Origin of the sequence: Paraburkholderia sp. GAS38 (assembly GCF_050434965.1) — a bacterium.
Lineage (GTDB): Bacteria > Pseudomonadota > Gammaproteobacteria > Burkholderiales > Burkholderiaceae > Paraburkholderia > Paraburkholderia phenazinium_A.
Map to the genome: position 1 here is coordinate 604,812 of NZ_JBNDJO010000002.1, position 22,297 is coordinate 627,108.

Below are 22,297 nucleotides of genomic sequence, written 5' to 3' on the forward strand. Positions count from 1 at the left end.
TCTGCTGGGCTTACTGCGTTGCAGTAAAATGAACGTAGAACCTTCTTAAGACACAGATGAACGCCGACCTCCACTGTCACTCCACCGTTTCCGACGGCCAGTTTGCCCCCGCCGACGTCGCGCGCCGCGCGCACGCCGGCGGCGTCACCTTGTGGGCGCTCACCGACCACGACGAAGTGGGCGGCCAGCTGGAAGCGCGCGCAGTCGCCGAGGAACTCGGCATGCGCTATCTGAGCGGGGTGGAGATTTCGGTGACGTGGGCTTCGCGCACGGTGCACATTGTCGGCCTGCATGTCGATCCGACCAACCAGACGCTGATAGACGGCCTTGCGCGCACCCGTAACGGCCGCGCCGCACGTGCCGAGGCCATCGGCGAGCAACTCGCCACGCTGGGCGTCCCGAACGCCTACGAGGGCGCGCTGAAGTACGTCTCCAACCCCGACATGATGTCGCGCACTCACTTCGCGCGCTTCATGGTGGACAGCGGTTACGCGAAATCGACCCAGGACGCGTTCACGCGCTTCCTCGGCGACGGCAAGCCGGGCTATATCGCCCACCGCTGGTCGAAACTGGCCGATGCGGTTCGCTGGATCCAGACGGCCGGCGGCGAGGCCGTGATCGCGCATCCGGGTCGCTACGAGTACACCCAGCTCGAATTCGATGCGCTGTTCGGCGAGTTTATCGATCTCGGCGGTAAGGCGATCGAAGTCGTGACCGGCAGTCATACGCCGGACCAATATCGCGAATATGCAGAGGTCGCGCGCCGCTTCGGTTTCGAAGCCTCGCGCGGCTCCGATTTCCACGCGGCGGGCGAGGGCCGGGTCGAACTGGGCAGTCTGCCGCAGTTGCCGTCCGACCTGACACCCGTCTGGCAACGCTGGCTTTAACTGTGCGCGGTACTGCGGCGGCACGCCTTGCGCGTGCGCCGCGCAAGCAGGATGTGTCGGCTTTGATGAGCGCGCTGTCAGGGCGCCTTCGGCCGGTCCGATTCTCACGATAGCTACCATGTCCCAATTCTTTCGGCTCCATCCCGACAATCCGCAGCCGCGCCTGATCAAACAGGCCGTGCAGATCATCAACGACGGCGGCGTGGTTGCCTTGCCGACCGATTCGAGCTACGCGCTCGCCTGCCACCTCGACGACAAGACCGCCGTGGAGCGCCTACGGCGGATTCGCGGTCTCGACGAGCGTCAGTTGCTGTCGCTGCTGGTGCGCGACCTGTCGGAGCTCGCCAATTTCGCGATGGTGGATAACCGCCAATACCGCTTGATCAGATCGGTTACGCCGGGGCCGTACGTGTTCGTGCTCGAAGCCACCAAAGAAGTGCCGCGGCGGCTGTCGCATCCGTCGCGCAAGACCATCGGGCTGCGGGTGCCGGATCACGCGATCACGCTGGCGATTCTTGAAGAACTCGGCCAGCCGCTGCTCGGCACGACCCTGATCATGCCGGGCGAGACCCAGCCGCTGAACGACGCCGAAGAGATCCGCGCGCGCCTCGAGAAACAGCTCGATCTGGTGATCGACGGTGGCCCGTGCCCATGCGAGCCGTCCACCATCGTCGATCTGACCGGGGCGGAACCGGTGCTGGTGCGGGCAGGGCGCGGCAGCCTGGCGCCCTTTGGCCTCGAACAGCCGGCATGAGCGATTGCACCGTCGCCTGCCGCACGATTGCCTGCATGAGCGAAAGCGGACAGACGCACGCCATGGCGTTGTTACAATAGCCGGCTATGGACTCCTCCCTGATACAGACCGTCGCGGTCTACGCCTTGCCGGTGATTTTCGCCATTACGCTGCACGAAGCCGCCCACGGCTACGTCGCGCGCCTGTTGGGCGACAACACCGCTTACGCACTCGGCCGCGTTTCGTTCAACCCGATGCGTCACATCGACCCGCTCGGGACCATCGCGATTCCGCTCCTGCTGTACTTCGCCACCAGCGGGGCGTTCATGTTCGGTTACGCCAAGCCGGTGCCGGTGGCGTTCGGCAATCTGCGCAATCCGCGCTGGGGCAGCCTGTGGGTCGCGCTGGCCGGGCCGCTGTGCAATTTCGTGCAGGCGCTGGTGTGGGGCGTGTTCGCCGTGGCGCTCGGCGTGGCCGGCGTCGACGAACCGTTTTTCACGCGCATGGCGGCGGCCGGTGTCGGCGTCAATCTGGTGCTTGGTGTGATCAACCTGTTTCCGCTGCCGCCGCTCGACGGCGGTCGTGTCCTGACCGCGCTGCTGCCGCCGCGCCCGGCCATTGCGCTGGCGCGCCTCGAGCCGTATGGTTTCTTCATCGTGATGGCGCTGGTGGTGAGCGGCCTCCTGACCCGCTTCTGGCTGAGGCCGCTGGTCAGCCTGGGCTATGACGCCGTGACCGCCATCCTGACCCCTATCGCTTCGCTCTTTCAATAAAACCATGTTCCCTGACCGTATCTTCTCCGGCATGCGGCCTACCGGCTCCCTGCACCTCGGCCACTATCACGGTGTGCTGAAAAACTGGGTCCGGCTGCAGTCCGAATATCCGTGCTTTTTCTGCGTGGTCGACTGGCACGCGCTCACGACGCACTACGAAACGCCCGAAGTCATCGAAAAGAACGTCTGGGAAGTGCTGATCGACTGGCTCGCCTCGGGTATCGATCCGGCCCAGGCCACGCTGTTCATCCAGAGCAAGGTGCCCGAGCATGCCGAACTGGCCTTGCTGCTCGGCATGAGCACGCCGCTCGGCTGGCTCGAACGTGTGCCGACCTACAAGGAGCAGATGGAAAAGCTGAAGGACAAGGACCTGTCCACCTACGGCTTCCTCGGCTACCCGGTGCTGATGGCGGCGGACATTCTGCTGTATCGCGGCTCGCTCGTGCCGGTCGGTGAAGACCAGGTGCCGCACGTCGAAATGACGCGTGAAATCGCGCGCCGCTTCAACTACCTGTACGGCCGCGAACCGGGCTTCGAAGAGAAGGCCAACGAAGCGGCGAAGAAGCTGGGCGGCAAGCGCTCGAAGCTCTATCACGAGCTGCGTAACGCCTATCAGCAGGAAGGCGACGACGAAGCCCTCGAACAGGCGCGTGCGATGCTGCAGGAGTCGCAAAGCCTGTCGCTGAACGATCGTGAGCGTCTTTTCGGCTACCTCGAAGGCTCGCGCAAGATCATTCTCGTCGAACCGCAAGCCATGCTGACGGAAGCGTCGCGCATGCCGGGCCTCGACGGGCAGAAAATGTCGAAGTCTTACGGCAACACGATCGGTCTGCGCGAAGACGCCGAGACCATCGCGAAGAAAGTCCGCACCATGCCCACCGACCCGGCGCGCGTGCGCCGCACCGACCCGGGCGATCCGGACAAGTGCCCGGTGTGGCAACTGCACCAGGTCTACACGGACGAAACCACCCACGAGTGGGTGCAAAAGGGCTGCCGTTCAGCCGGGATTGGCTGTCTGGACTGCAAGCAGCCGGTGATCGAAGGCATCCTGCGCGAGCAGCAGCCGATGCTCGAGCGCGCCCAGAAGTACATGGACGACCCGTCGCTGCTGCGCGCCATCGCCGCCGACGGCTGCGACAAGGCTCGCAAGTTCGCCACCGAAACGATGCGCGATGTGCGTGAGGCAATGGGCCTCTCGTACAATTGAGGTTGTTGACGCCCTCGAGGCGTCTGGCACCTACTGCGCGCAGCGCTTTTTGCAGGTCATGAGCGAACCCGCTATCACCGTTTCTCACGCGCCGCTCGGCGAGCCGTCGCGCTGGGTGCGTCACTGGACGCACCTCGTGGCGCCCGGCGGCGCCGTGCTCGATGTCGCGTCGGGGGCAGGGCGGCACGCGCGCTGGTTCGCTGGCCGCGGTCATCCGGTCAGCGCGCTCGATCGCGATGCGGCAGCGCTCGCCGCCATGCGCGACGAGCCGCTGATTACGACGCTCGCAGCCGACCTCGAAGGCGCGTCCTGGCCGCTGCCTGACGGCGCGGAATTCGCTGCGGTGGTGGTGACGAACTACCTGCATCGCCCGTTGTTCCCACACCTGCTTGCGGCGCTTGCGCCCGGCGGTGCGCTGATTTACGAGACCTTCGCGCACGGCAACCAGAGCGTCGGCAAGCCGTCCAATCCGGCCTTCCTGTTGAGGCCGGGCGAGTTGCTCGACGTTGTCCGTCCGCGCTTGCGGGTGGTCGCGTTTCAAGATGGTTTTCTCGCGCAGCCGCGTCCGGCTTACGTCCAGCGGATCTGCGCAGTTCTGGAGGCGGAGCCAGCCTTCGACGGCACACAGGCTGACAGGCAGGGCGACACCCAGGGCCTACCCCCGCCTTGTTACGAACTGGCTGGCTAATCCGCTACAATCGCGGTTTACTGATTAAATTCATGGCGTTTCATGGCTAACGGCACTCACAGCGGCAACCTCGGCGACGGTCCTCAGATTCGCGGCAGCATTCCTGCCATCATCACCCCGATGCTCGAAGACGGCAGCCTCGACCTGCCGGCGTTCCGCAAACTGATCGACTGGCATATCGAAGAGGGCACGAACGCACTCGTCGTGGTCGGCACGAGCGGCGAATCGGCTACGCTGTCGGTGGAAGAACATGTGCTGATGGTCAAGACCGCCGTCGAACACACGGCGGGCCGGATTCCGGTGATCGCCGGTTCGGGCGGCAACTCCACCACCGAGGCGATCGAGCTGACCCAGCAGGCCAAGGCCGTGGGCGCGGATGCGACCCTGCAAGTGGTGCCGTACTACAACAAGCCGACCCAGGAAGGCATCTACCGCCATTTCGCCAAGATCGCGGAAACGGTCGACCTGCCGGTGATCCTGTATAACGTCCCTGGCCGTACGGTCGCGGATATGTCCAACGAAACGATCCTGCGTTGCGCGCAGGTGCCGGGCATCGTGGGCGTGAAGGAAGCGACGGGCAATATTGATCGCGCGGCGCACCTGATCAAATCGGCACCGGCGCACTTCGGCATTTACAGCGGCGACGATCCGACTGCAATCGCCTTGATGCTGCTGGGTGGCCACGGCAATATTTCGGTGACCGCGAACGTTGCGCCGCGCGATATGAGCGAGTTGTGCAAGGCCGCGTTGGCGGCCGACGCGAAAACCGCGCGTGAGATTCACCTGAAACTCCTGTCGCTGCATAAAAACCTCTTCATCGAATCGAACCCGATTCCCGCGAAGTGGGCATTGCAGCAACTGGGGCGCGTGCAAGGCGGTATTCGCCTGCCGCTCACCCCGCTCGATGCGCGCTACCACGAAGTGGTGCGTGCGGCGCTGCGCGAAGCGGGTCTGCTTGGCTGAGTGGTTTCGGCACTGAGCAGCCCGTCACCGGCATTTCCTTAACCGACGTCGATATCGCCCGCGTTCCCGGCATTGAACCAGGCACCGCGTTCCAGCTTCACGAAGGACCTCATGAAACGTTCCGCACTTCCCCTCCACGCAACCCGCATGGCGGCGCTGGCGCTTGCCCTGGTGACGCTCGCCGGCTGTGACACGCTGAACGACTGGTTTGCCTCCGATCGCGTCAATTACAAGGCCACGAGCATTGCGCCGCCACTGAACGTCCCTAGCGACCTGCAGACCACGCAGACCCAGGAGAAATACGTGGCGCCGCCGGCCAACCTGGCCCTTGGCGGCGCGCCGACGCGCGCGGTGACGGCTGCCGGCAACGCGACCGAAGGCGTGCCGAATGCGCAAGATCCGCTCGGCATGCACATCGAACGCGACGGCGATCATCGCTGGCTGGTGGTCGACGGCCGCACGCCCGAACAGTTGTGGCCGCAGTTGCAGGAATTCTGGCAGGAAAACGGCTTCGCCCTGAAGACCGATGCGCCGGCCACCGGCATCATGACGACCGACTGGGCCGAGAACCGCGCCAATATTCCGGACGACTGGTTCCGCCGCACCATCGGCAAGGTAGTCGATTTTGCCTATTCGTCGGGCACCCGCGACAGCTTCCGCACCTTGGTCTCGCGCGGCCCGAACGAGGCCACCGACATTTCCATCACGCATAGCGCGATGGAAGAAATGCTGACGGGCCAGGACAAGACGTCGTCGCGCTGGGTGGAGCGTCCGCGCGATCCGGCGCTGGAAGCGCTGTTCCTCGACAAGCTGATGCAGAAGTTCGGCCTGACCGACGCGCAGTCGAAGCAACTGATCACGGACGCCCGTCCGGCAACGGCACCGGTCACGGTCGATGTGGCCGGCGGCGCCGCCACGCTCGACCTACGGGAGTCGTTCGACCGCGCCTGGCTGCGTGTGGGCCTTGCGCTCGACCGCACCAACTTCGCCGTCGACAACCGCGATCGCGAGAAGGGCATCTACTACGTGCGTTACGCGGATTCGATGCAGGAGCTGAAGAAGGAAGGCCTGTTGGGCAAGCTGTTCTACAGCGGCAACTCGAAGAAGCCGGCGCAGGAGTTCCTCGTGAACGTGCGTCCGAAGGGTGACACGCTGACCCAGGTGGCGGTGGTCGACGCCAACGGACAGGTGGATACCTCGTCGGATGCGCAGCACATCGTTTCGCTGTTGCACGCGCAACTGAACTAAGGCGGACCGTGAGGTTCGCCAGCCTGGGAAGCGGCAGTGAAGGCAATGCTTTGCTCGTTGAGGTGCAAAGCGGCGCGACCACCACGCGCGTATTGCTCGACTGCGGCTTCTCGGCGAAGGAAGTCGAGCGCCGTCTGGCGCGTCTCGGCTCGGGCGTCGAGGCTCTCGACGCCATTCTCATCACCCATGAACACAGCGACCACATCGGCAGCGCCTTGACGCTGGCGCGCAAGTGGTCGATTCCTCTGTACATGAGTTGGGGCACCGCGCGCGCAGTGGGCGCCGACGAGGCCGATGTCGACCTGCATGTGCTGTGGGGTGACGAGGCGGTCGCCATTGGCGACGTCAGTGTGTTGCCCTACACCGTTCCTCACGATGCACGCGAGCCCTTGCAGTATGTGCTGTCGGATGGCGCAGGGCGCCTCGGCGTGCTGACCGACGTCGGCACCTCTACGCCGCACATCAGCGCCGTGCTGAGCGGCTGCGACGCACTGGTGCTCGAATGCAATCACGATGTGCGGATGCTGGCGGCGAGCCGTTACCCGCAATCGCTGAAGGCGCGTATCGGCGGCAATCATGGTCACCTGAACAACGAAGCGGCCGCGGAAATCCTAGCCTCGCTCGATCGCTCGCGCTTGCGTCATCTGGTTGCGGCGCATCTGAGCCAGCAGAACAATTCGCCGGAACTCGCGCGGGCGGCGATGGCCGGCGTGCTGGGGACAGCGGCCACCGAGGTTGTGGTGGCTTCGCAGGATGAGGGCTTCGACTGGCTGAGCCTCTGAGGAAGCTGCCGTCTTCTGACCGGAGCGCGCGGCGTCCGCCGCGAGAGCAAAAGAAAACGCCCACGACAACAAAGCTGTCATGGGCGTTTTTTAATGCTTGCGGTGAAGCGATTACCGCTTGTTACCGCCAATACCGCTTCGGATCTGCGGGCCGTTGTACACGCGGGCCCGCGCCGTCAGCGGGCAATCTTAGTTGCGGTTGCCGCCGAAGATGCCGAGGATCGCCAGCAGGTTCACGAACACGTTATACAGGTCGAGATAGATGGCCAGCGTGGCGGTGATGTAGTTCGTCTCGCCGCCGTTCACGACGCGCTGCACGTCGAACAGCATGTAGGCCGAGAAGATCACGATGGCCAGCACCGACACCGTCAGCATCAGCGCGGGCAGATGCAGGAAGATGTTGGCGACCGAGGCGAGGATCAGCACGATCACGCCCATGAACAGCCACTTGCCGAGGCCCGAGAAGTCACGCTTGCTGACCGTCGCGATGGTGGCCATCGCGGCGAAGATCACACCCGTGCCACCGAACGCCATCATGATCAGCGACGGACCGTTCGAAAAGCCGAGGATGAAGCTCAGCATGCGCGAGAGCATCAGGCCCATGAAGAACGTGAAGCCGAGCAGCACGAACACGCCGACCGCGCTGTCTTTGGTGCGCTGGATGGCGAACATGAAGCCGAAGGCGATGGCGAAGAACGCCAGCATGCTCATGGCCGGGCTGGTGGCCGCGAACAGCGAGAAGCCCGTCGCGACGCCTACCCAGGCGCCCAGCACCGTCGGCACCATGGACAGCGCCAGCAGCCAGTAGACGTTGCGTAGCACGCGGTTGCGGGTTTCGGCCGTGCTGACCGCACCGTTGCGGCCGAAGCTATAGGGATGGTCGTTCATGGTTTCTCCTTGCGTCAGGCGCAGTCACTCGCCGTGGTTTATGCAGCGCCGGCCAGCAAGTTCGCCGCCAGTCGCTTGATCTGTACCGTACAACCCTAAGATTAGAGCTAGCTTAAGGAGTTTCAATCCCTGGCGGCGCCCTGTTACAGACAAATACAGACCCATCGTTGGAGTCTTTCAATGCCGTAAGGGTTCAATCGCAATCATACATGGGAACATGCTACAATAGCGGATTCATTTGAATCTGTAACCTCTTAATTTTCTGGAGTTTTTATGGCGATCGAACGCACCCTGTCGATTATCAAGCCGGACGCAGTGGCCAAGAACGTGATCGGTCAGATCTACAGCCGTTTCGAAAACGCTGGCCTGAAGATCATCGCAGCTCGCATGGTCCATCTGTCGCGCGCTGACGCAGAGAAGTTCTACGCTGTGCACGCTGCACGTCCGTTCTTCAAGGACCTCGTCGACTTCATGATTTCCGGTCCGGTGATCGTGCAAGCGCTCGAAGGCGAAAACGCTATCCTGAAGCATCGCGACCTGATGGGCGCAACGGATCCGAAGAAGGCCGAAAAGGGCACGATCCGCGCTGACTTCGCAGACAGCATCGACGCGAACGCCGTGCACGGTTCGGACGCGCCGGAAACCGCCAAGGTCGAGATCGCGTTCTTCTTCCCGGAAGTCAACGTTTACTCGCGCTAATCGCTCGGCGAAGTAGTAAGGTAAAGCAGCAGGAACGGGCGCGAACGGCACAAGCGTTCATGCAGCTTGTTGCATGAACGAAAGTCTCGCACTGAAATGGCAGGATTCGATATGACGAGCAGTCCAACCGTCAACCTTCTCGATCTCGACGCCCAGGGGCTCGTCGCCTATTGCGACAGCCTGGGCGAGAAGCCGTTTCGCGCCAAGCAATTGCAGCGCTGGATTCACCAGTACAACGCTGCAGACTTCGACGGCATGACCGATCTGGCGAAGTCGTTGCGCGAAAAGTTGAAGGGTCGTGCAACCATGACGATGCCCGGCATCGTCAGCGATCACATCTCTACCGACGGCACACGCAAGTGGCTGATCGACGTCGGCAACAGCAACGCGGTTGAAACCGTCTTTATCCCGGAAGAAACGCGGGGCACGCTGTGCGTGTCGTCGCAGGCGGGGTGCGCGGTCAACTGCCGGTTCTGTTCCACCGGCAAACAAGGTTTCTCACGCAATCTCACCACCGGCGAAATCATCGGCCAGCTGCGCATGGCCGAATTTGCGCTGCGCGCCTCGCTTGGCGTGGCGGGCGGCCGGGCAGTGGGAGGCGAAGGCAAGGGCGAGCGGGTCGTCACGAACGTCGTGATGATGGGCATGGGCGAGCCGCTCCTGAATTACGACGCAGTCGTGCCGGCCATGCGCCTGATGCTCGACGACAACGCGTACGGCCTGTCGCGCCGGCGCGTCACGCTCTCCACCTCGGGCGTGGTGCCGATGATGGACCGGCTCGGCGCGGATCTGCCGGTGGCGCTCGCGGTGTCGCTGCATGCGCCGACGGATCCGTTGCGCGACATGCTGGTGCCGCTCAACAAGAAGTATCCGCTGCGCGAATTGATGGCGGCGTGCCAGCGCTATCTGAAAGTCGCGCCGCGCGATTTCATTACGTTTGAATACTGCATGCTCGACGGCGTCAACGACAGCGAGGCGCAGGCGCGCGAACTGCTCGCCGTGACGCGCGACGTGCCGTGCAAATTCAACCTGATTCCGTTCAACCCGTTCCCGGAATCGGGGCTGATCCGCTCGAAGAACGAGCAGATCAAGCGGTTTGCGCAGGTGTTGATGGACGCGGGCGTCGTCACTACCGTGCGCAAGACGCGCGGCGACGACATCGACGCGGCTTGCGGTCAGCTCGCCGGGGCGGTCAAGGACCGCACCCGTCTGGCTGAGCGCACGGGTAAGGCGGCCAAGGTCATCGAGGTCCGCGCAGTGTGAGCACGGTGGCGGGGAGTGCGGGTCGCGAAGTGGCGAAGCGCAAAAAAACCTGCCGTGCAGCACGGTATTGAAAAGAAAGTTTGCAGAAGCGATCGGAAGCGGCACACGAGGCCGCACATTTTGTTATAAACGGTCTGCGTAACCGACTCGAGGCATGTCGCCTCAGTGGTTCGCACGTGAAAAAGAATCGACGCGAAAGGATTTGGGATGAGTGAGCCGCAGCACCCGCACCCGCAGGACACAGGGACCCACGCAGGCCATCCGGCGCCGGCAGCCGCACGGGCTGTGGTGCAGCCTGCTGTGCAGGCGGGGTTGGACTCGCTGATGGCGGTGGGGGCGCGACTGACGCAACTCCGCGAATCGAAAAACTGGTCGATCGACGACGTGTCGGCCCGACTGAAGGTGTCGTCGGCCAAGCTGCGTGCGCTCGAGGCGGGCGACATCAGCCAGTTGCCGGACACGACCTTTGCGCTCGGCGTGGTGCGCAGCTATGCCAAGATGCTCGGTGCCGATCCGGCGCCGTTTACCCAGGCCATGCGTCGCGAAAAAGGCGTGCCGGAACCGGATCTGTCGATGCCGGCTTCGTCGGGCAAGGATCTGCCGCGCGGGCGTGTGTCGTTGTCGCTGGGCGGCAGCGGTGGTCAGAAGCATCGGTCGTGGCTGTGGGGGATCGCTGCGGTGATCGTCGCGGTGATCGCGTTGGGCATGTGGCATACCAACGGCGGCGATTCGTCGGCGTGGCTGGCGCGTTTGCGGGCAAGCGCCAATGGCGCTGCGGGCAACGCGAGCGGCGCGTCGGGCGCGGTGGCGCAGGGACAGACGGGCGGCTCCGAAGCCGTGGCGGATGAAGCGGCACCTGCCGCATCGGCGCCGGATGAAGGGCAGGCGGCGACGGATAACGCCGCGTCGGCTGCACAACTGCCGGCTCCGTTGCCGACGGCCGATGTGGCGAGTTCGGCAGCGCCGGTCGTGGCTGCGCCGAAGGCAGCGTCTCAGGCAACTGCGCAAGCAAATGCGCAAACAACGGCGCAGACAGCCGCGACGAAGGCTGCCAGTGCGCCGGTCGTGGCGACGACGGCCAACGGCGCGTCGGCCGCAACCGAGGCTGCGGCGGGCGAGTCGATCGTGGCGGTGCGCGTCACGCAGGATAGCTGGTTCAGCGTGCGCCAGAGCGACGGCAAGGAAGTGTTCTCCGGCCTCGTGCATGCAGGCGACAGCAAGGAAGTGTCCGGCGTCGGTCCTTTCAAGGTCACGGTGGGCAACAAGGCTGGACTCGAATCGATGACGCTCGACGGCCAACCGGTCGATCCGGCGAAGTATTCGTCCGCCAAGGGCAATGTGGCGCGTTTGACGCTGCCTTGATACGGTATGCGTCGCGGCCCCAGGCGGGGCGCGGCGCTTTTTCAATTCGTGCGGCATGCGCGTAGCGCGGCGCATGCGGCGTAAATGGGTTTTTCGATGCACTCCGAAGCTCAATCCCAATCCAGCATTCAGTCTGCCAGTCAGATTTGTTCGAACGAGCCGGTTTTCGGCGGCCAGGCCCCGCGTCGTGTTTCGCACGCCGTGGACGTCCGTTGGGGCGGCAACCTGGTGACGATCGGCGGCGACGCGCCGGTGCGCGTGCAGTCGATGACCAACACCGATACCGCGGATGCGATCGGTACGGCCATCCAGGTCAAGGAACTCGCCCAGGCGGGTTCGGAACTGGTGCGTATCACCGTCAACACGCCGGAGGCCGCGGCGGCCGTGCCGGCGGTGCGCGACCAGCTCGATCGCATGGGCGTGTCGGTGCCGCTCGTGGGCGATTTTCACTACAACGGCCACCTGCTGCTGCGCGACTACCCCGCGTGCGCGGAAGCGCTGTCGAAGTACCGGATCAACCCGGGCAACGTCGGCCATGGCGCCAAGCGCGACACGCAGTTCGCCCAGATGATCGAAGCCGCGATCCAGTACGACAAGCCGGTGCGTATCGGCGTCAACTGGGGTAGTCTCGACCAGGATCTGCTCGCGAAGATGATGGACGAAAACGCCGCACGTTCCACGCCGTGGGAAGCGCAGAGCGTGATGTACGAAGCGCTGATCCAGTCGGCGATCGGTTCGGCCGAACGGGCGGTGGAACTGGGCCTCGGCCGCGACAAGATCATCCTGTCGTGCAAGGTGAGCGGCGTGCAGGACCTGATCGCCGTGTACCGCGAACTCGCGCGCCGCTGCGAATTCGCGCTGCACCTCGGGCTGACCGAGGCGGGCATGGGTTCGAAGGGCATCGTGGCGTCGACGGCGGCGCTCTCCGTGTTGCTGCAGCAGGGCATCGGCGACACGATCCGCATCTCGCTTACGCCGGAGCCGGGTGGCCCGCGTACCGGCGAAGTGATCGTCGGTCAGGAAATCCTGCAGACCATGGGTCTGCGTTCGTTCACCCCGATGGTGATCGCCTGTCCGGGTTGCGGCCGCACCACCAGCACGCTGTTCCAGGAACTCGCGTCGCAGATCCAGACCTATCTGCGCACGCAGATGCCGGTGTGGCGCGACCAGTATCCCGGCGTCGAGAAAATGCACGTCGCCGTGATGGGCTGCATCGTCAACGGTCCGGGCGAATCGAAGCAGGCCAACATCGGCATCAGCCTGCCGGGTTCCGGCGAGAATCCGGCCGCGCCGGTGTTCATCGACGGCGAGAAGGTCAAGACGCTGCGCGGTGAGCATATCGCCGAAGAATTCCAGCAAATCGTGAGCGACTACGTCGAGCGCACTTATGGCCGCGCGAGCGCGCTCAACTGAGAAGTATCAAGCGAACACAGATGACTGAACAGAAGAAAAAGCTCGAGAAATTGTCCGGTGTGAAGGGCATGAACGACATCCTCCCGCAGGAAGCAGGGCTGTGGGAGTTTTTCGAAGCGACCGTCAAGTCGATGCTCCGTTCTTACGGATACCAGAACATTCGCACGCCGATCGTCGAGCATACGCAACTGTTCACGCGCGGTATCGGCGAAGTAACGGACATCGTCGAGAAGGAGATGTACAGCTTTACCGACGCGCTGAACGGCGAAAACCTGACCATGCGTCCGGAGAACACCGCTGCCGTGGTGCGCGCTTCGATTGAACACAACATGCTGTACGACGGTCCAAAGCGCCTGTGGTACATCGGTCCGATGTTCCGTCACGAGCGCCCGCAGCGCGGCCGTTATCGCCAGTTCCATCAGGTAGGTGTCGAGGCGCTGGGTTTTGCCGGGCCGGACGCCGACGCTGAAATCATCATGATGTGTCAGCGTTTGTGGGACGACCTCGGCTTGACCGGAATTCGCCTCGAGATCAATTCGCTGGGTCTCGTGGAAGAACGCGCGGCGCACCGGGTCGAACTGATCGCGTATCTGGAAAAGCACATGGACGTGCTCGACGAAGACGCGAAGCGCCGTCTCTACACGAACCCGCTGCGCGTGCTGGATACGAAGAACCCGGCACTGCAGGAGATCGCGCAGAACGCGCCGAAGCTGATCGATTTCCTGGGCGAAGCATCGCGTGCGCATTTCGAAGGATTGCAGCGTCTGTTGAAGGCGAACAACCTGCCGTTCAAGATCAATCCGCGTCTCGTGCGCGGTCTCGATTATTACAATCAGACTGTGTTCGAATGGGTGACGGACAAGCTTGGCGCACAAGGCACGGTGGCGGCCGGCGGCCGTTACGACCCGCTGATCGAGCAACTGGGTGGCAAGCCGACGGCGGCGTGCGGCTGGGCGATGGGTGTCGAGCGCATCCTCGAACTGCTGAAGGAAGAGAACCTCGTGCCGGAAGAGGAAGGTTGCGATGTCTACCTGGTTCACCAGGGCGACGCGGCGCGCGAGCAGGCCTTCATCATTGGCGAGCGTCTGCGCGATACCGGTCTTGACGTGATCCTGCATTGCAGCGCCGACGGCCAGACGGCGAGCTTCAAGTCGCAGATGAAGCGGGCCGATGCAAGCGGCGCGGCCTTTGCGGTGATCCTCGGCGAAGACGAGATCGCCAACGGTACGGTCGGCGTGAAGCCGCTGCGCGACACCAGCCAGAACGGTGGTAAGAACGAGCAACAGAACGTGCCGGCCGAAGACTTGACCGAATTTCTAATCAATGCGATGGTTGCATCCGCCGAAGACGGCGACGACTGATTGCACGGGCGTCGGCCATGCGGTTCGACCCATACAAGGTAATAAAAGAGAAGGAATCGCCTGGCGATGAGTTACCACGACGAACAAGAATCAATTGAAGGTCTGAAGGCCTGGTGGGCCCAGTGGGGCAATTCCACGACGTGGATCGTGCTGGTGGCGCTGCTCGCGTCCGCGGGCTGGAACGGCTGGAATTACTGGCAGCGGCACCAGGCGGCAGAAGCCGCCGTGCTGTTCGACCAGGTGCAGCAGTCGGTGAACGGCAACGACAAGGCCATGGTGGCCCGCGTCGCCGGCGACATGGAAGACAAGTTCGGCGGCACCGCGTATGCGCAGATGACGGCGTTGCTTGCAGCGAAGGCGCTCTACGCGGCCGGCGACGAAGCCGGTGCGAAGACCCAGTTGCAATGGGCGATCGATCACGCCAAGGACGACGAATTCAAGCAGATCGCGAAGGTGCGTCTTGCCTCGCTGCTGCTCGACGACAAGGCTTACGACCAGGGTCTCGCGCTGCTGGCCGAGCCGCAATCCGATGCTTTCAAGGGCGTAGTGGCAAACGGCCGCGGCGATCTGCTCGCAGCCGAAGGCAAGCGTGCCGATGCACGTGCGGCCTATCAGCTCGCGCTCGATTCGCTGTCGAAGACCGATACATCCACGCGCCAGTTGATCCAGTTCAAGCTGGACGCGCTGGGCGGTTGAGCGTCGCACGACGCCCGACCCGTCCCATTTGATTAATCTCCCTAAATGCAACGTCAACCGATGAATCTGCTGAAACGCTACGCTGTGCCCGTTGCCTGTGCGATGACCGTCCTGGTGCTGACGGCTTGCTCATCCACGAAGGACGAGCGCCGCGTGCCGACGCCGCTCACCGAGTTCAAACCCGTGCTGAACGTGCAGCAGGCCTGGAAGTCCAGCGTCGGTAAGGCAGGGCGTTACCTGTTCTCGCCGGTGGCGGTGGGCAATGTGGTGTACGCCGCGGGCGCGAACGGCTCGGTCGCGAAGATCGACGCGCAGACCGGCAAGGACATCTGGCGCATCAAGGTCGGCAGCGACCTGTCCGCCGGCGTCGGTAGCGACGGCACGCTGACCGCGGTCGGCGGCCTCAAGGGCGAGGTCTACGTACTCGGTGAGGACGGCAAGGTGCTGTGGAAGAACACGGCGCCTGGCGAAATCATTTCGCCGCCGCTGGTGGGTAACGGCTATGTGATCGTGCGCACGGTCGACGGTCAGATTACCGCCTTCAACGCGCAAACCGGCGAGCAGAAGTGGGTGTACCGCAATCGCGCGGTGCCGCTGAATCTGCGCGTGTCGTCGGGCATGACGTTCGCGGGCGCGGCGGCGGTGCTGGCCGGCTTCCCGGGCGGCAGCTTCGCGGCGATCAACGTGCAGACCGGCGACAGCTTCTGGGAAACCCCGGTGTCGTATCCGAAGGGCGTGACCGAAGTCGAGCGGATCAATGACGTGACCGGCCCGCCGACGCTGGTCGGCGCCGAGACCTGCGCGGTGACCTTCCAGGGGCAGCTTGGCTGCTTCGATGCGAACTCGGGCCGTCCGCTGTGGGAGAAGGCGTTCTCGAGCACGACGGGTCTGGCTCAGGATGAAAACACGGTGGTGGGCGGCGACGACTGGTCGGTGGTGAACGCGTTCGACGCGACCAACGGCAACGCGCTGTGGACCAACGACAAGCTGAAGAATCGCGAAGTCAGCGTGCCGTTCCTGCTGGGTCACGCTGCTGTGTTGGGCGATTACCAGGGCTTTGTGCATTTCCTGTCGCGTGACGACGGCACGTTCGTCGCGCGGATGCCGACCGACGGCAGCGCGATTACCGCGGCACCGGTACTGGCGGGCGAAACGCTGGTGGTGCAGACGCACGACGGCGATCTGTACGGCTTCCGTCCGCGCTAAGCGCGGCGCAGAGGCTTACGCTGCAGGACGCGCAGGCCGGCTTAGCCGGCCGCGCGCGTTTTTGCCGCAGCGCTCCGCAGGGGGTGTTGCAGCGCCCGAGCGGCCCGATCCACCGGGTGCCGGGCCATCGTCAAGTAGAAGAAACACAACATGGATTGCCGGCCTGGCTGGTCCGGCAGTTGAACCCACGACGGTCCGCGTCACCGTCTGCCTGGTTCGTTGCGGCGGCACACGCTTGCCGCAGAGGCGGGAGCGAAGCGCGTCCGCAACCTGCAACCCGGCGGCGCATCGTTGCGCCACCCATACAGCCAACCCAACGTCCGCCTGGATGAGCATAGATGCCGCACATCCGGGGCCGGCCGAATTCGTGATAATTTGCGTCAAACGCAGCCGCGACGCGGCCGCATGGCGTCGTGCGCGGGGTGGTCGATTTCGACCTCGCGTTTCACCGTGAACAACATCTGATGAAACCCGTAATTGCCCTTGTGGGGCGCCCCAATGTGGGGAAATCCACGCTATTCAACCGCCTCACGCGCTCGCGTGATGCGCTCGTTGCCGACCTGCCGGGCCTGACGCGCGATCGTCACTACGGCGAGGGCCGGGCCGGCGAACGTCCTTACCTCGTCGTGGACACCGGCGGTTTCGAGCCGGTCGCCAAAGACGGCATCCTCCACGAGATGGCGCGCCAGACGCGCCAGGCGGTCGAGGAGTCGGACATTGTCGTGTTCATCGTCGACGGCCGTAACGGTCTCGCACCGCAAGACAAGTCGATCGCCGATTATCTGCGCAAGACCGGCCGGCCGATTTTCCTCGTCGTCAACAAGGCCGAGGGGATGAAGTACAGCGCGGTCGCCGCGGACTTCTACGAACTCGGTCTCGGCGACCCGCGCGCCATTTCGGCGGCGCACGGCGACGGCGTGACGGACATGATCAACGAGGCGCTGGAAGTCGCGTATGCCGGTCAGCCGGAAGAGAGCGACGAAGAGAAGGCCGCGCACGGCATCAAGATCGCCATCGTGGGGCGTCCGAACGTCGGCAAGTCGACGCTGATCAACGCGCTGGTCGGCGAGGAGCGCGTGATCGCGTTCGACATGCCGGGCACCACGCGCGACTCGATCTATGTCGACTTCGAGCGCCAGGGCAAGCCCTACACGCTGATCGACACGGCCGGCCTGCGCCGCCGCGGCAAAGTGTTCGAGGCGATCGAGAAGTTCTCGGTCGTGAAAACGCTGCAGTCCATCTCGGATGCGAACGTCGTGATCCTGCTGCTCGATGCCCGTCAGGACATTTCCGATCAGGACGCCCACATCGCCGGTTTCGTGGTCGAACAGGGCCGCGCGCTAGTGGTTGGCGTAAACAAATGGGACGGGCTCGACTCGCATGTGCGCGAGCGCACCAAGGCGGATATCGAGCGCAAACTAAAATTTCTCGACTTCGCCAAATCTCACTTTATTTCGGCGGCCGAAAAGACGGGGATTGGCCCACTGATGCGCTCGGTGGACGAGGCGTATGCGGCTGCGATGTCCAAGCTGCCGACGCCGAAGCTCACGCGCGCACTGATCGAGGCGGTCGAATTCCAGCAGCCGCGCCGCCGCGGTCCGGTGCGTCCGAAACTGCGTTACGCCCACCAGGGGGGGCAGAACCCACCGATCATTGTGATCCACGGCAACGCGCTCGACGCGATCACGGAAACGTACAAACGCTACCTCGAAAACCGCTTTAGGGAAACTTTCGGCCTGACCGGGACTCCATTGCGCATAGAGTTCAGATCGTCGACGAACCCTTACGCGGACAAAGGCTGAAACCCGCGTGTGTGTTGGGTTTGGCCGGATGGCCGGCCCGCTCGCGCAAAAACGAAAATCGGCTATAGTGTAGCGGTTGACGGCGGATTTCTTTTTCTTCGTCGTCAATTTAGTCAACCTGCAAAAAAATACGGAGTTTGCTATGAGCAACAAAGGGCAATTGTTACAAGACCCGTTTTTGAACGCACTGCGTAAAGAGCATGTGCCGGTGTCGATCTACCTGGTCAACGGCATCAAGCTTCAAGGGAACATCGAATCGTTCGACCAGTACGTCGTGTTGCTCCGGAATACGGTTACCCAGATGGTCTACAAGCACGCCATTTCGACTGTGGTGCCTGCCCGTCCGGTGAATTTCCACCCGGATTCCGAACAGTCCTAACCTCTCGTCGCGGCCGGCGTAGCGTCGCCCGTTGGCGATCTCTCCCGGCCGCTTCACTTTGATACCCTCCAATTTGACCAACGCAGCGCTTGTCGGCATCGACTTCGGTAAGATCGATTTCGAAGCCAGTCTCGAAGAACTCAGCCTGCTCGCGCAAAGCGCGGGCGCTAATCCCATCGTTACCCTCACCGGACGCCGGTCCAGTCCCGACGCCAAGATGTTCGTCGGCAGCGGCAAGGCCGAAGAACTGCGTCTTGCGTGCGAGGCCAACGACATTGAACTCGTCATCTTCAATCACGCTCTCGCGCCTGCCCAGCAGCGCAATCTGGAGCAAGCGCTTAACAGGCGCGTGATCGACCGTACGAGTCTGATTCTCGATATCTTTGCGCAACGCGCCCGCAGCCATGAAGGCAAGCTGCAGGTCGAGCTCGCGCAACTGCAGTACCTGTCCACGCGGCTGATCCGCGCATGGACCCACCTGGAACGGCAAAAAGGCGGTATCGGCCTGCGCGGTCCGGGTGAAACCCAGCTTGAAACCGACCGCCGGCTGATCGGCGAGCGCATCAAGGCGCTCAAGACGCGGCTCGAAAAACTGCGGCGCCAGCATGGCACGCAGCGGCGTGCGCGCGAGCGCAACCGCACCATGTCGGTGTCGCTGGTCGGCTATACGAACGCGGGCAAGTCGACGCTCTTCAATGCGCTGACCAAAGCCCAGGCGTATGCCGCCGACCAGCTCTTCGCGACGCTCGACACGACCTCGCGGCGCGTCTACCTCGGCGACGAGGTGGGGCAGGTGGTGGTGTCCGACACGGTCGGCTTTATCCGCGAGTTGCCTCACCAACTGGTGGCCGCGTTCCGCGCCACGCTCGAAGAAACCATTCACGCCGACCTGCTGCTGCACGTCGTGGATGCGTCGAGCGCCGTGCGCCTCGACCAGATCGATCAGGTCAACGAGGTGTTGCACGGCATCGGGGCCGACACGATCCGTCAGGTGCTGGTGTTCAACAAGATCGACGCCGTGCCTGAGCTGGCGGCCCGTGGCGACGCGGTCGAGCGGGATGAGTATGGTAATATTTCGCGCGTCTTTTTGAGCGCGCGCACCGGGCAAGGGCTGGATACGCTGCGCGCTGCCATCGCCGAAATCGCGGCTGCCGATCCTCTTGACGACGCGCCGGAAGAAGATCTCCGGTTGGCCGAATCACGCGACGACCGCAAGGTCCCAGAACTCGGGCATTGAACTGACCCGTTCCAAATTGCACTGACCCGCTGTCTACTCTGGTGAACGAACACAGGTGAACGATTACAACGAGCGGAGTATCTGGCTGCGCCTGCGCGCCATTCTTTCGATGAACGATCCGCGCTGGGGCCGGGGTGACGGCAATGGCGCCAGACAACGGCCGAACGAACCCAAGCGTCCCCAGAACGGCAAGGACGGCGACGGACCACCCGATCTCGACGAGATGTGGCGTGACTTCAATCGCCGCCTGAGCAGCGTGTTCGGCCGCAAGGGCACGGGGGGCGGCGCGGGCCGTCCGGACAACGGGCGCGGTGCGCGCATCGGCGTGGGCATCGTGATCGGCGTGCTGATCGCCATCTATCTCGGCAGCGGTGTGTTCGTCGTGCAGGACGGCCAGGCCGGCGTCGTCACGCAGTTCGGCAAGTATCGCTATACCGCGACGCAGGGTGTGCATTGGCGTCTGCCGTATCCGTTCGAAGCGCACGAGCTGGTCAATATCGGCGACGTTCGCCAGGTGGAAGTCGGGCGTAACAATGTCGTGCGTCTGGTGAACGTCAAGGATTCCTCGCTGCTCACGCACGACGCGGATATCGTCGACGTGCGCTTTGCCGTGCAGTACCAGGTGCGCAGCGCCACGGACTATCTGTTCCGCAGCGTCGATCCCGACCAGAGCGTGATGCTGGCCGCGCAGGCGGCGGTGCGCAATATCGTCGGCGCGCGCAGCACCGACGACATCCTCTATCAGGATCGCGAAGCAATCCGTCAGCAACTGTCCGATGCGATCCAGCATTCCCTGGACGAATCGCAGACCGGTCTCGTCGTCACGGGTGTGACGATGCAGGGCGTGCAGGCCCCCGAGCAGGTGCAATCCGCCTTCGACGATGCCGCGAAAGCGCATCAGGATCGCGAACGCGCCAAGGCCGACGCCCAGGCGTATGCCAACGACCTGTTGCCGCACGCCCAGGCCGACGCGGCGCGCCTCGTCGACGAGGCCAGGACCTATAGCGACCAGGTGGTGGCGCAGGCGCAAGGCGATGCCGAGCGCTTCAAGCAGGTCTACGAGCAGTACTCCAAAGCGCCGGCGGTGATCCGCGAGCGCTTGTACCTGGACACTATGCAGCATATCTATTCGAATACGACGAAGGTGTTTGTCGACAGCAAGGCCGGTAATAACGTGATGTACCTGCCGCTCGACAAGCTGGTCGAGGCGACCCGCCAGCATGCCGCTGATGCCGCCGCGGCGAGCGCGGCTTCGGGCGGCGCGGTGGTGTCGGCGCCTGCTAGTGTCGTGCCGCCGGCGGCGAGCGGTGCCGCGGCATCGGCTGCGGCGTCCGCCGCCACGGCCGCCAGCCCGGCGAGCGACGCCGACGCTGCCAGCGACCCGCTGCGTTCGCGCGATGCGTTCCGCAGCCGCGGCCGCGAAGACGACATTCAATGAGGAGCGCGAACATGAATCGAATCATTGCGCTCGTCGTGGTTGTGGTGCTGCTGCTGTTTGCGGCGTCGTCGACCGTGTTCGTGGTGGACCAACGTCATATGGCGGTCCTGTCCGGTCGCGGCGATGCCGCCCCCGAGCTGCTCGGCCCCGGCCTGCATGCCAAGCTGCCGCCGCCGCTGCAAAATCTGCTGCTGGTCGACAGCCGCATCCAGACGCTGGATACGCCGGATGAAGACCGCTACGTGACGTCCGACAAAACCGACCTGCTGGTCGACCCGGTAATCAAGTTTCGCGTGACCGATCCGCTCAAGCTGTTCGCGCAGACCAAGGGCGACGACCAGAGCTTGCCGGACCGGCTCGCCTTGCTGTCGCGCAGTGCGCTGGGCGATGCGTTTGCCAAGGTCACGCTGGCCGATGCGTTGGGCAAGCAGCAGGCGCTCGCGGATGAGGCGCGCGACGCGATGTCGGCCGCGGCGGCTTCGCTCGGTGTCGAGGTGATCGACATCCAGCTGGCCCGGGTCGATTTCCCGGCCGCGATGGCCGACTCCGTCTACAAGCGCATGAGCGCGGCGCGTGAACAGGCGGCCAGTGTCGAGCGCGCCAAGGGCGTGGCCGAAGCCGACCAGATCAAGGCGGACGCTGCCACCCAGCAGCAGGCGCTGCTGGCGGACGCGTACATGCAGGCGCAGACGATCAAGGGCGAGGGCGACGGCAAGGCTGCCTCCATCGCCGCCGACGCGTACGGTCGCGACCCGCAGTTCTACCAGTTCTACCAGAGCATGCTGGCTTACCGGAACACCTTCAAGCCGAACGACGTGATTGTGGTCGATTCGAGCAGCGAGTTTTTCCGCTTCATGCGTAGCCCGAACGGTGACGCGTCACCGGACGCCGTCGCGGCACCGCGCAAACACTGATTACCGGAGCGCCGCGGCATATGTATCGCGGCACCCTCACTCGCATGGATATAGCCGGTTCGTTGTTGCTCGCGATCGCACTGATGCTGATCATCGAGGGGATGTTCCCCTTCGTTTTTCCGAGCGCCTGGAGCGATACGTTTCGTAAAATAGCGGAACGGCCGCCTCATCAGATCCGCATTGGCGGGCTGATCGTGATGGCGCTCGGGCTGCTGCTGCTGTTTATCGCGACCTAAGGGCGCGAGCGGGCCCAGGCGCGATTGCCGCGCTGGGGCACAGCGTAGGGCGTCTCGCCTGGCGTCGTCGCCTGCGAGAGGCATGGGCATACACGCCGCGACGCGGCGCGATTCACCCGGTC

22 protein-coding genes are annotated in these 22,297 nt (G+C 63.8%); 21 read left to right on the forward strand and 1 reads right to left on the reverse strand.

Annotated elements, in window-relative coordinates:
• Window positions 1-56: 56 nt before the first annotated feature.
• The 8 genes from P3T42_RS06815 (at window position 57) to P3T42_RS06850 (ending at window position 7,281) form a co-directional block, all read left to right on the forward strand.
• Complete coding sequence (locus P3T42_RS06815) at window positions 57-887, forward strand: 3',5'-nucleoside bisphosphate phosphatase (protein ID WP_074299829.1); 831 nt, start codon at window positions 57-59, stop codon at window positions 885-887.
• Window positions 888-1,005: 118 nt separating this feature from the next.
• Window positions 1,006-1,641 (forward strand): L-threonylcarbamoyladenylate synthase, encoded by a 636-nt coding sequence (locus tag P3T42_RS06820; protein ID WP_074299827.1) that lies wholly within the window; start codon window positions 1,006-1,008, stop codon window positions 1,639-1,641.
• An 86-nt stretch (window positions 1,642-1,727) separates the two neighbouring features.
• Window positions 1,728-2,393 carry a site-2 protease family protein gene (locus tag P3T42_RS06825; protein WP_074299825.1) on the forward strand — a complete coding sequence of 222 codons (666 nt, stop codon included), beginning with the start codon at window positions 1,728-1,730 and terminating at the stop codon, window positions 2,391-2,393.
• Between the two features lie 4 nt (window positions 2,394-2,397).
• Window positions 2,398-3,600, forward strand: a complete 1,203-nt coding sequence (locus tag P3T42_RS06830) for a tryptophan--tRNA ligase (RefSeq protein WP_074299823.1) — start codon at window positions 2,398-2,400, stop codon at window positions 3,598-3,600.
• A 58-nt stretch (window positions 3,601-3,658) separates the two neighbouring features.
• The gene (locus tag P3T42_RS06835; RefSeq protein ID WP_429305523.1) at window positions 3,659-4,288 is read left to right on the forward strand and encodes a class I SAM-dependent methyltransferase; all 630 of its coding nucleotides are present in this window, start codon (window positions 3,659-3,661) and stop codon (window positions 4,286-4,288) included.
• Window positions 4,289-4,330: 42 nt separating this feature from the next.
• Window positions 4,331-5,251 (forward strand): 4-hydroxy-tetrahydrodipicolinate synthase, encoded by a 921-nt coding sequence (dapA, locus tag P3T42_RS06840; protein WP_074299819.1) that lies wholly within the window; start codon window positions 4,331-4,333, stop codon window positions 5,249-5,251.
• A 111-nt stretch (window positions 5,252-5,362) separates the two neighbouring features.
• The gene (gene bamC, locus P3T42_RS06845; protein WP_429305524.1) at window positions 5,363-6,499 is read left to right on the forward strand and encodes an outer membrane protein assembly factor BamC; all 1,137 of its coding nucleotides are present in this window, start codon (window positions 5,363-5,365) and stop codon (window positions 6,497-6,499) included.
• Window positions 6,500-6,507: 8 nt separating this feature from the next.
• Entirely contained in the window at window positions 6,508-7,281 is a 774-nt protein-coding gene (locus P3T42_RS06850) for an MBL fold metallo-hydrolase (RefSeq protein ID WP_429305525.1), read from the forward strand.
• A 189-nt stretch (window positions 7,282-7,470) separates the two neighbouring features.
• Here the strand turns inward: P3T42_RS06850 and P3T42_RS06855 are convergent, their stop codons facing one another.
• Window positions 7,471-8,169: a Bax inhibitor-1/YccA family protein gene (locus tag P3T42_RS06855; RefSeq protein ID WP_074299813.1), complete on the reverse strand. Its 699-nt coding sequence runs from the start codon at window positions 8,167-8,169 to the stop codon at window positions 7,471-7,473.
• Window positions 8,170-8,442: 273 nt separating this feature from the next.
• On the opposite strand from P3T42_RS06855, the gene ndk reads away from it, so the two are divergent.
• From ndk to P3T42_RS06920, 13 genes are all read left to right on the forward strand, one after another.
• Window positions 8,443-8,868, forward strand: coding sequence for a nucleoside-diphosphate kinase (gene ndk / locus P3T42_RS06860; protein WP_074299811.1), 426 nt, complete (start codon window positions 8,443-8,445; stop codon window positions 8,866-8,868).
• 111 nt (window positions 8,869-8,979) lie between these two features.
• Window positions 8,980-10,131, forward strand: coding sequence for a 23S rRNA (adenine(2503)-C(2))-methyltransferase RlmN (rlmN, locus tag P3T42_RS06865; protein ID WP_074301668.1), 1,152 nt, complete (start codon window positions 8,980-8,982; stop codon window positions 10,129-10,131).
• Window positions 10,132-10,338: 207 nt separating this feature from the next.
• Window positions 10,339-11,493 (forward strand): helix-turn-helix domain-containing protein, encoded by a 1,155-nt coding sequence (locus P3T42_RS06870; RefSeq protein WP_429305526.1) that lies wholly within the window; start codon window positions 10,339-10,341, stop codon window positions 11,491-11,493.
• Between the two features lie 84 nt (window positions 11,494-11,577).
• The gene (ispG, locus tag P3T42_RS06875; RefSeq protein WP_074299807.1) at window positions 11,578-12,906 is read left to right on the forward strand and encodes a flavodoxin-dependent (E)-4-hydroxy-3-methylbut-2-enyl-diphosphate synthase; all 1,329 of its coding nucleotides are present in this window, start codon (window positions 11,578-11,580) and stop codon (window positions 12,904-12,906) included.
• 20 nt (window positions 12,907-12,926) lie between these two features.
• A complete protein-coding gene (gene hisS / locus P3T42_RS06880) occupies window positions 12,927-14,267 on the forward strand; it encodes a histidine--tRNA ligase (RefSeq protein WP_074299805.1) in 1,341 nt (446 codons plus the stop codon).
• Between the two features lie 66 nt (window positions 14,268-14,333).
• The gene (locus tag P3T42_RS06885) at window positions 14,334-14,963 is read left to right on the forward strand and encodes a tetratricopeptide repeat protein (protein ID WP_074299804.1); all 630 of its coding nucleotides are present in this window, start codon (window positions 14,334-14,336) and stop codon (window positions 14,961-14,963) included.
• Between the two features lie 60 nt (window positions 14,964-15,023).
• Complete coding sequence (gene bamB / locus P3T42_RS06890) at window positions 15,024-16,169, forward strand: outer membrane protein assembly factor BamB (protein ID WP_074299802.1); 1,146 nt, start codon at window positions 15,024-15,026, stop codon at window positions 16,167-16,169.
• A gap of 464 nt (window positions 16,170-16,633) precedes the next feature.
• Window positions 16,634-17,971: a ribosome biogenesis GTPase Der gene (gene der, locus P3T42_RS06895; protein ID WP_074301667.1), complete on the forward strand. Its 1,338-nt coding sequence runs from the start codon at window positions 16,634-16,636 to the stop codon at window positions 17,969-17,971.
• Window positions 17,972-18,113: 142 nt separating this feature from the next.
• Window positions 18,114-18,350, forward strand: a complete 237-nt coding sequence (gene hfq / locus P3T42_RS06900; RefSeq protein ID WP_006051315.1) for an RNA chaperone Hfq — start codon at window positions 18,114-18,116, stop codon at window positions 18,348-18,350.
• 31 nt (window positions 18,351-18,381) lie between these two features.
• Window positions 18,382-19,587, forward strand: a complete 1,206-nt coding sequence (gene hflX / locus P3T42_RS06905) for a GTPase HflX (protein WP_429305527.1) — start codon at window positions 18,382-18,384, stop codon at window positions 19,585-19,587.
• Between the two features lie 55 nt (window positions 19,588-19,642).
• Window positions 19,643-21,025, forward strand: coding sequence for an FtsH protease activity modulator HflK (gene hflK / locus P3T42_RS06910; RefSeq protein ID WP_429305528.1), 1,383 nt, complete (start codon window positions 19,643-19,645; stop codon window positions 21,023-21,025).
• Between the two features lie 11 nt (window positions 21,026-21,036).
• On the forward strand, window positions 21,037-21,939 hold the full coding sequence (hflC, locus tag P3T42_RS06915; RefSeq protein ID WP_429305529.1) for a protease modulator HflC: 903 nt from the start codon (window positions 21,037-21,039) through the stop codon (window positions 21,937-21,939).
• 44 nt (window positions 21,940-21,983) lie between these two features.
• A complete protein-coding gene (locus tag P3T42_RS06920; RefSeq protein WP_074301666.1) occupies window positions 21,984-22,175 on the forward strand; it encodes a DUF2065 domain-containing protein in 192 nt (63 codons plus the stop codon).
• Window positions 22,176-22,297 lie beyond the last annotated feature (122 nt).

What these genes read in the sequence shown, in the direction of transcription:
- P3T42_RS06815 (WP_074299829.1), top strand. Translation starts at nt 57, where the DNA reads ATGAACGCCGACCTCCACTGTCACTCCACCGTTTCCGACGGCCAGTTT.
- P3T42_RS06820 (WP_074299827.1), top strand. Translation starts at nt 1,006, where the DNA reads ATGTCCCAATTCTTTCGGCTCCATCCCGACAATCCGCAGCCGCGCCTG.
- P3T42_RS06825 (WP_074299825.1), top strand. Translation starts at nt 1,728, where the DNA reads ATGGACTCCTCCCTGATACAGACCGTCGCGGTCTACGCCTTGCCGGTG.
- P3T42_RS06830 (WP_074299823.1), top strand. Translation starts at nt 2,398, where the DNA reads ATGTTCCCTGACCGTATCTTCTCCGGCATGCGGCCTACCGGCTCCCTG.
- P3T42_RS06835 (WP_429305523.1), top strand. Translation starts at nt 3,659, where the DNA reads ATGAGCGAACCCGCTATCACCGTTTCTCACGCGCCGCTCGGCGAGCCG.
- dapA (WP_074299819.1), top strand. Translation starts at nt 4,331, where the DNA reads ATGGCTAACGGCACTCACAGCGGCAACCTCGGCGACGGTCCTCAGATT.
- bamC (WP_429305524.1), top strand. Translation starts at nt 5,363, where the DNA reads ATGAAACGTTCCGCACTTCCCCTCCACGCAACCCGCATGGCGGCGCTG.
- P3T42_RS06855 (WP_074299813.1), bottom strand. Translation starts at nt 8,169, where the DNA reads ATGAACGACCATCCCTATAGCTTCGGCCGCAACGGTGCGGTCAGCACG.
- ndk (WP_074299811.1), top strand. Translation starts at nt 8,443, where the DNA reads ATGGCGATCGAACGCACCCTGTCGATTATCAAGCCGGACGCAGTGGCC.
- rlmN (WP_074301668.1), top strand. Translation starts at nt 8,980, where the DNA reads ATGACGAGCAGTCCAACCGTCAACCTTCTCGATCTCGACGCCCAGGGG.
- P3T42_RS06870 (WP_429305526.1), top strand. Translation starts at nt 10,339, where the DNA reads ATGAGTGAGCCGCAGCACCCGCACCCGCAGGACACAGGGACCCACGCA.
- ispG (WP_074299807.1), top strand. Translation starts at nt 11,578, where the DNA reads ATGGGTTTTTCGATGCACTCCGAAGCTCAATCCCAATCCAGCATTCAG.
- hisS (WP_074299805.1), top strand. Translation starts at nt 12,927, where the DNA reads ATGACTGAACAGAAGAAAAAGCTCGAGAAATTGTCCGGTGTGAAGGGC.
- P3T42_RS06885 (WP_074299804.1), top strand. Translation starts at nt 14,334, where the DNA reads ATGAGTTACCACGACGAACAAGAATCAATTGAAGGTCTGAAGGCCTGG.
- bamB (WP_074299802.1), top strand. Translation starts at nt 15,024, where the DNA reads ATGAATCTGCTGAAACGCTACGCTGTGCCCGTTGCCTGTGCGATGACC.
- der (WP_074301667.1), top strand. Translation starts at nt 16,634, where the DNA reads ATGAAACCCGTAATTGCCCTTGTGGGGCGCCCCAATGTGGGGAAATCC.
- hfq (WP_006051315.1), top strand. Translation starts at nt 18,114, where the DNA reads ATGAGCAACAAAGGGCAATTGTTACAAGACCCGTTTTTGAACGCACTG.
- hflC (WP_429305529.1), top strand. Translation starts at nt 21,037, where the DNA reads ATGAATCGAATCATTGCGCTCGTCGTGGTTGTGGTGCTGCTGCTGTTT.
- P3T42_RS06920 (WP_074301666.1), top strand. Translation starts at nt 21,984, where the DNA reads ATGGATATAGCCGGTTCGTTGTTGCTCGCGATCGCACTGATGCTGATC.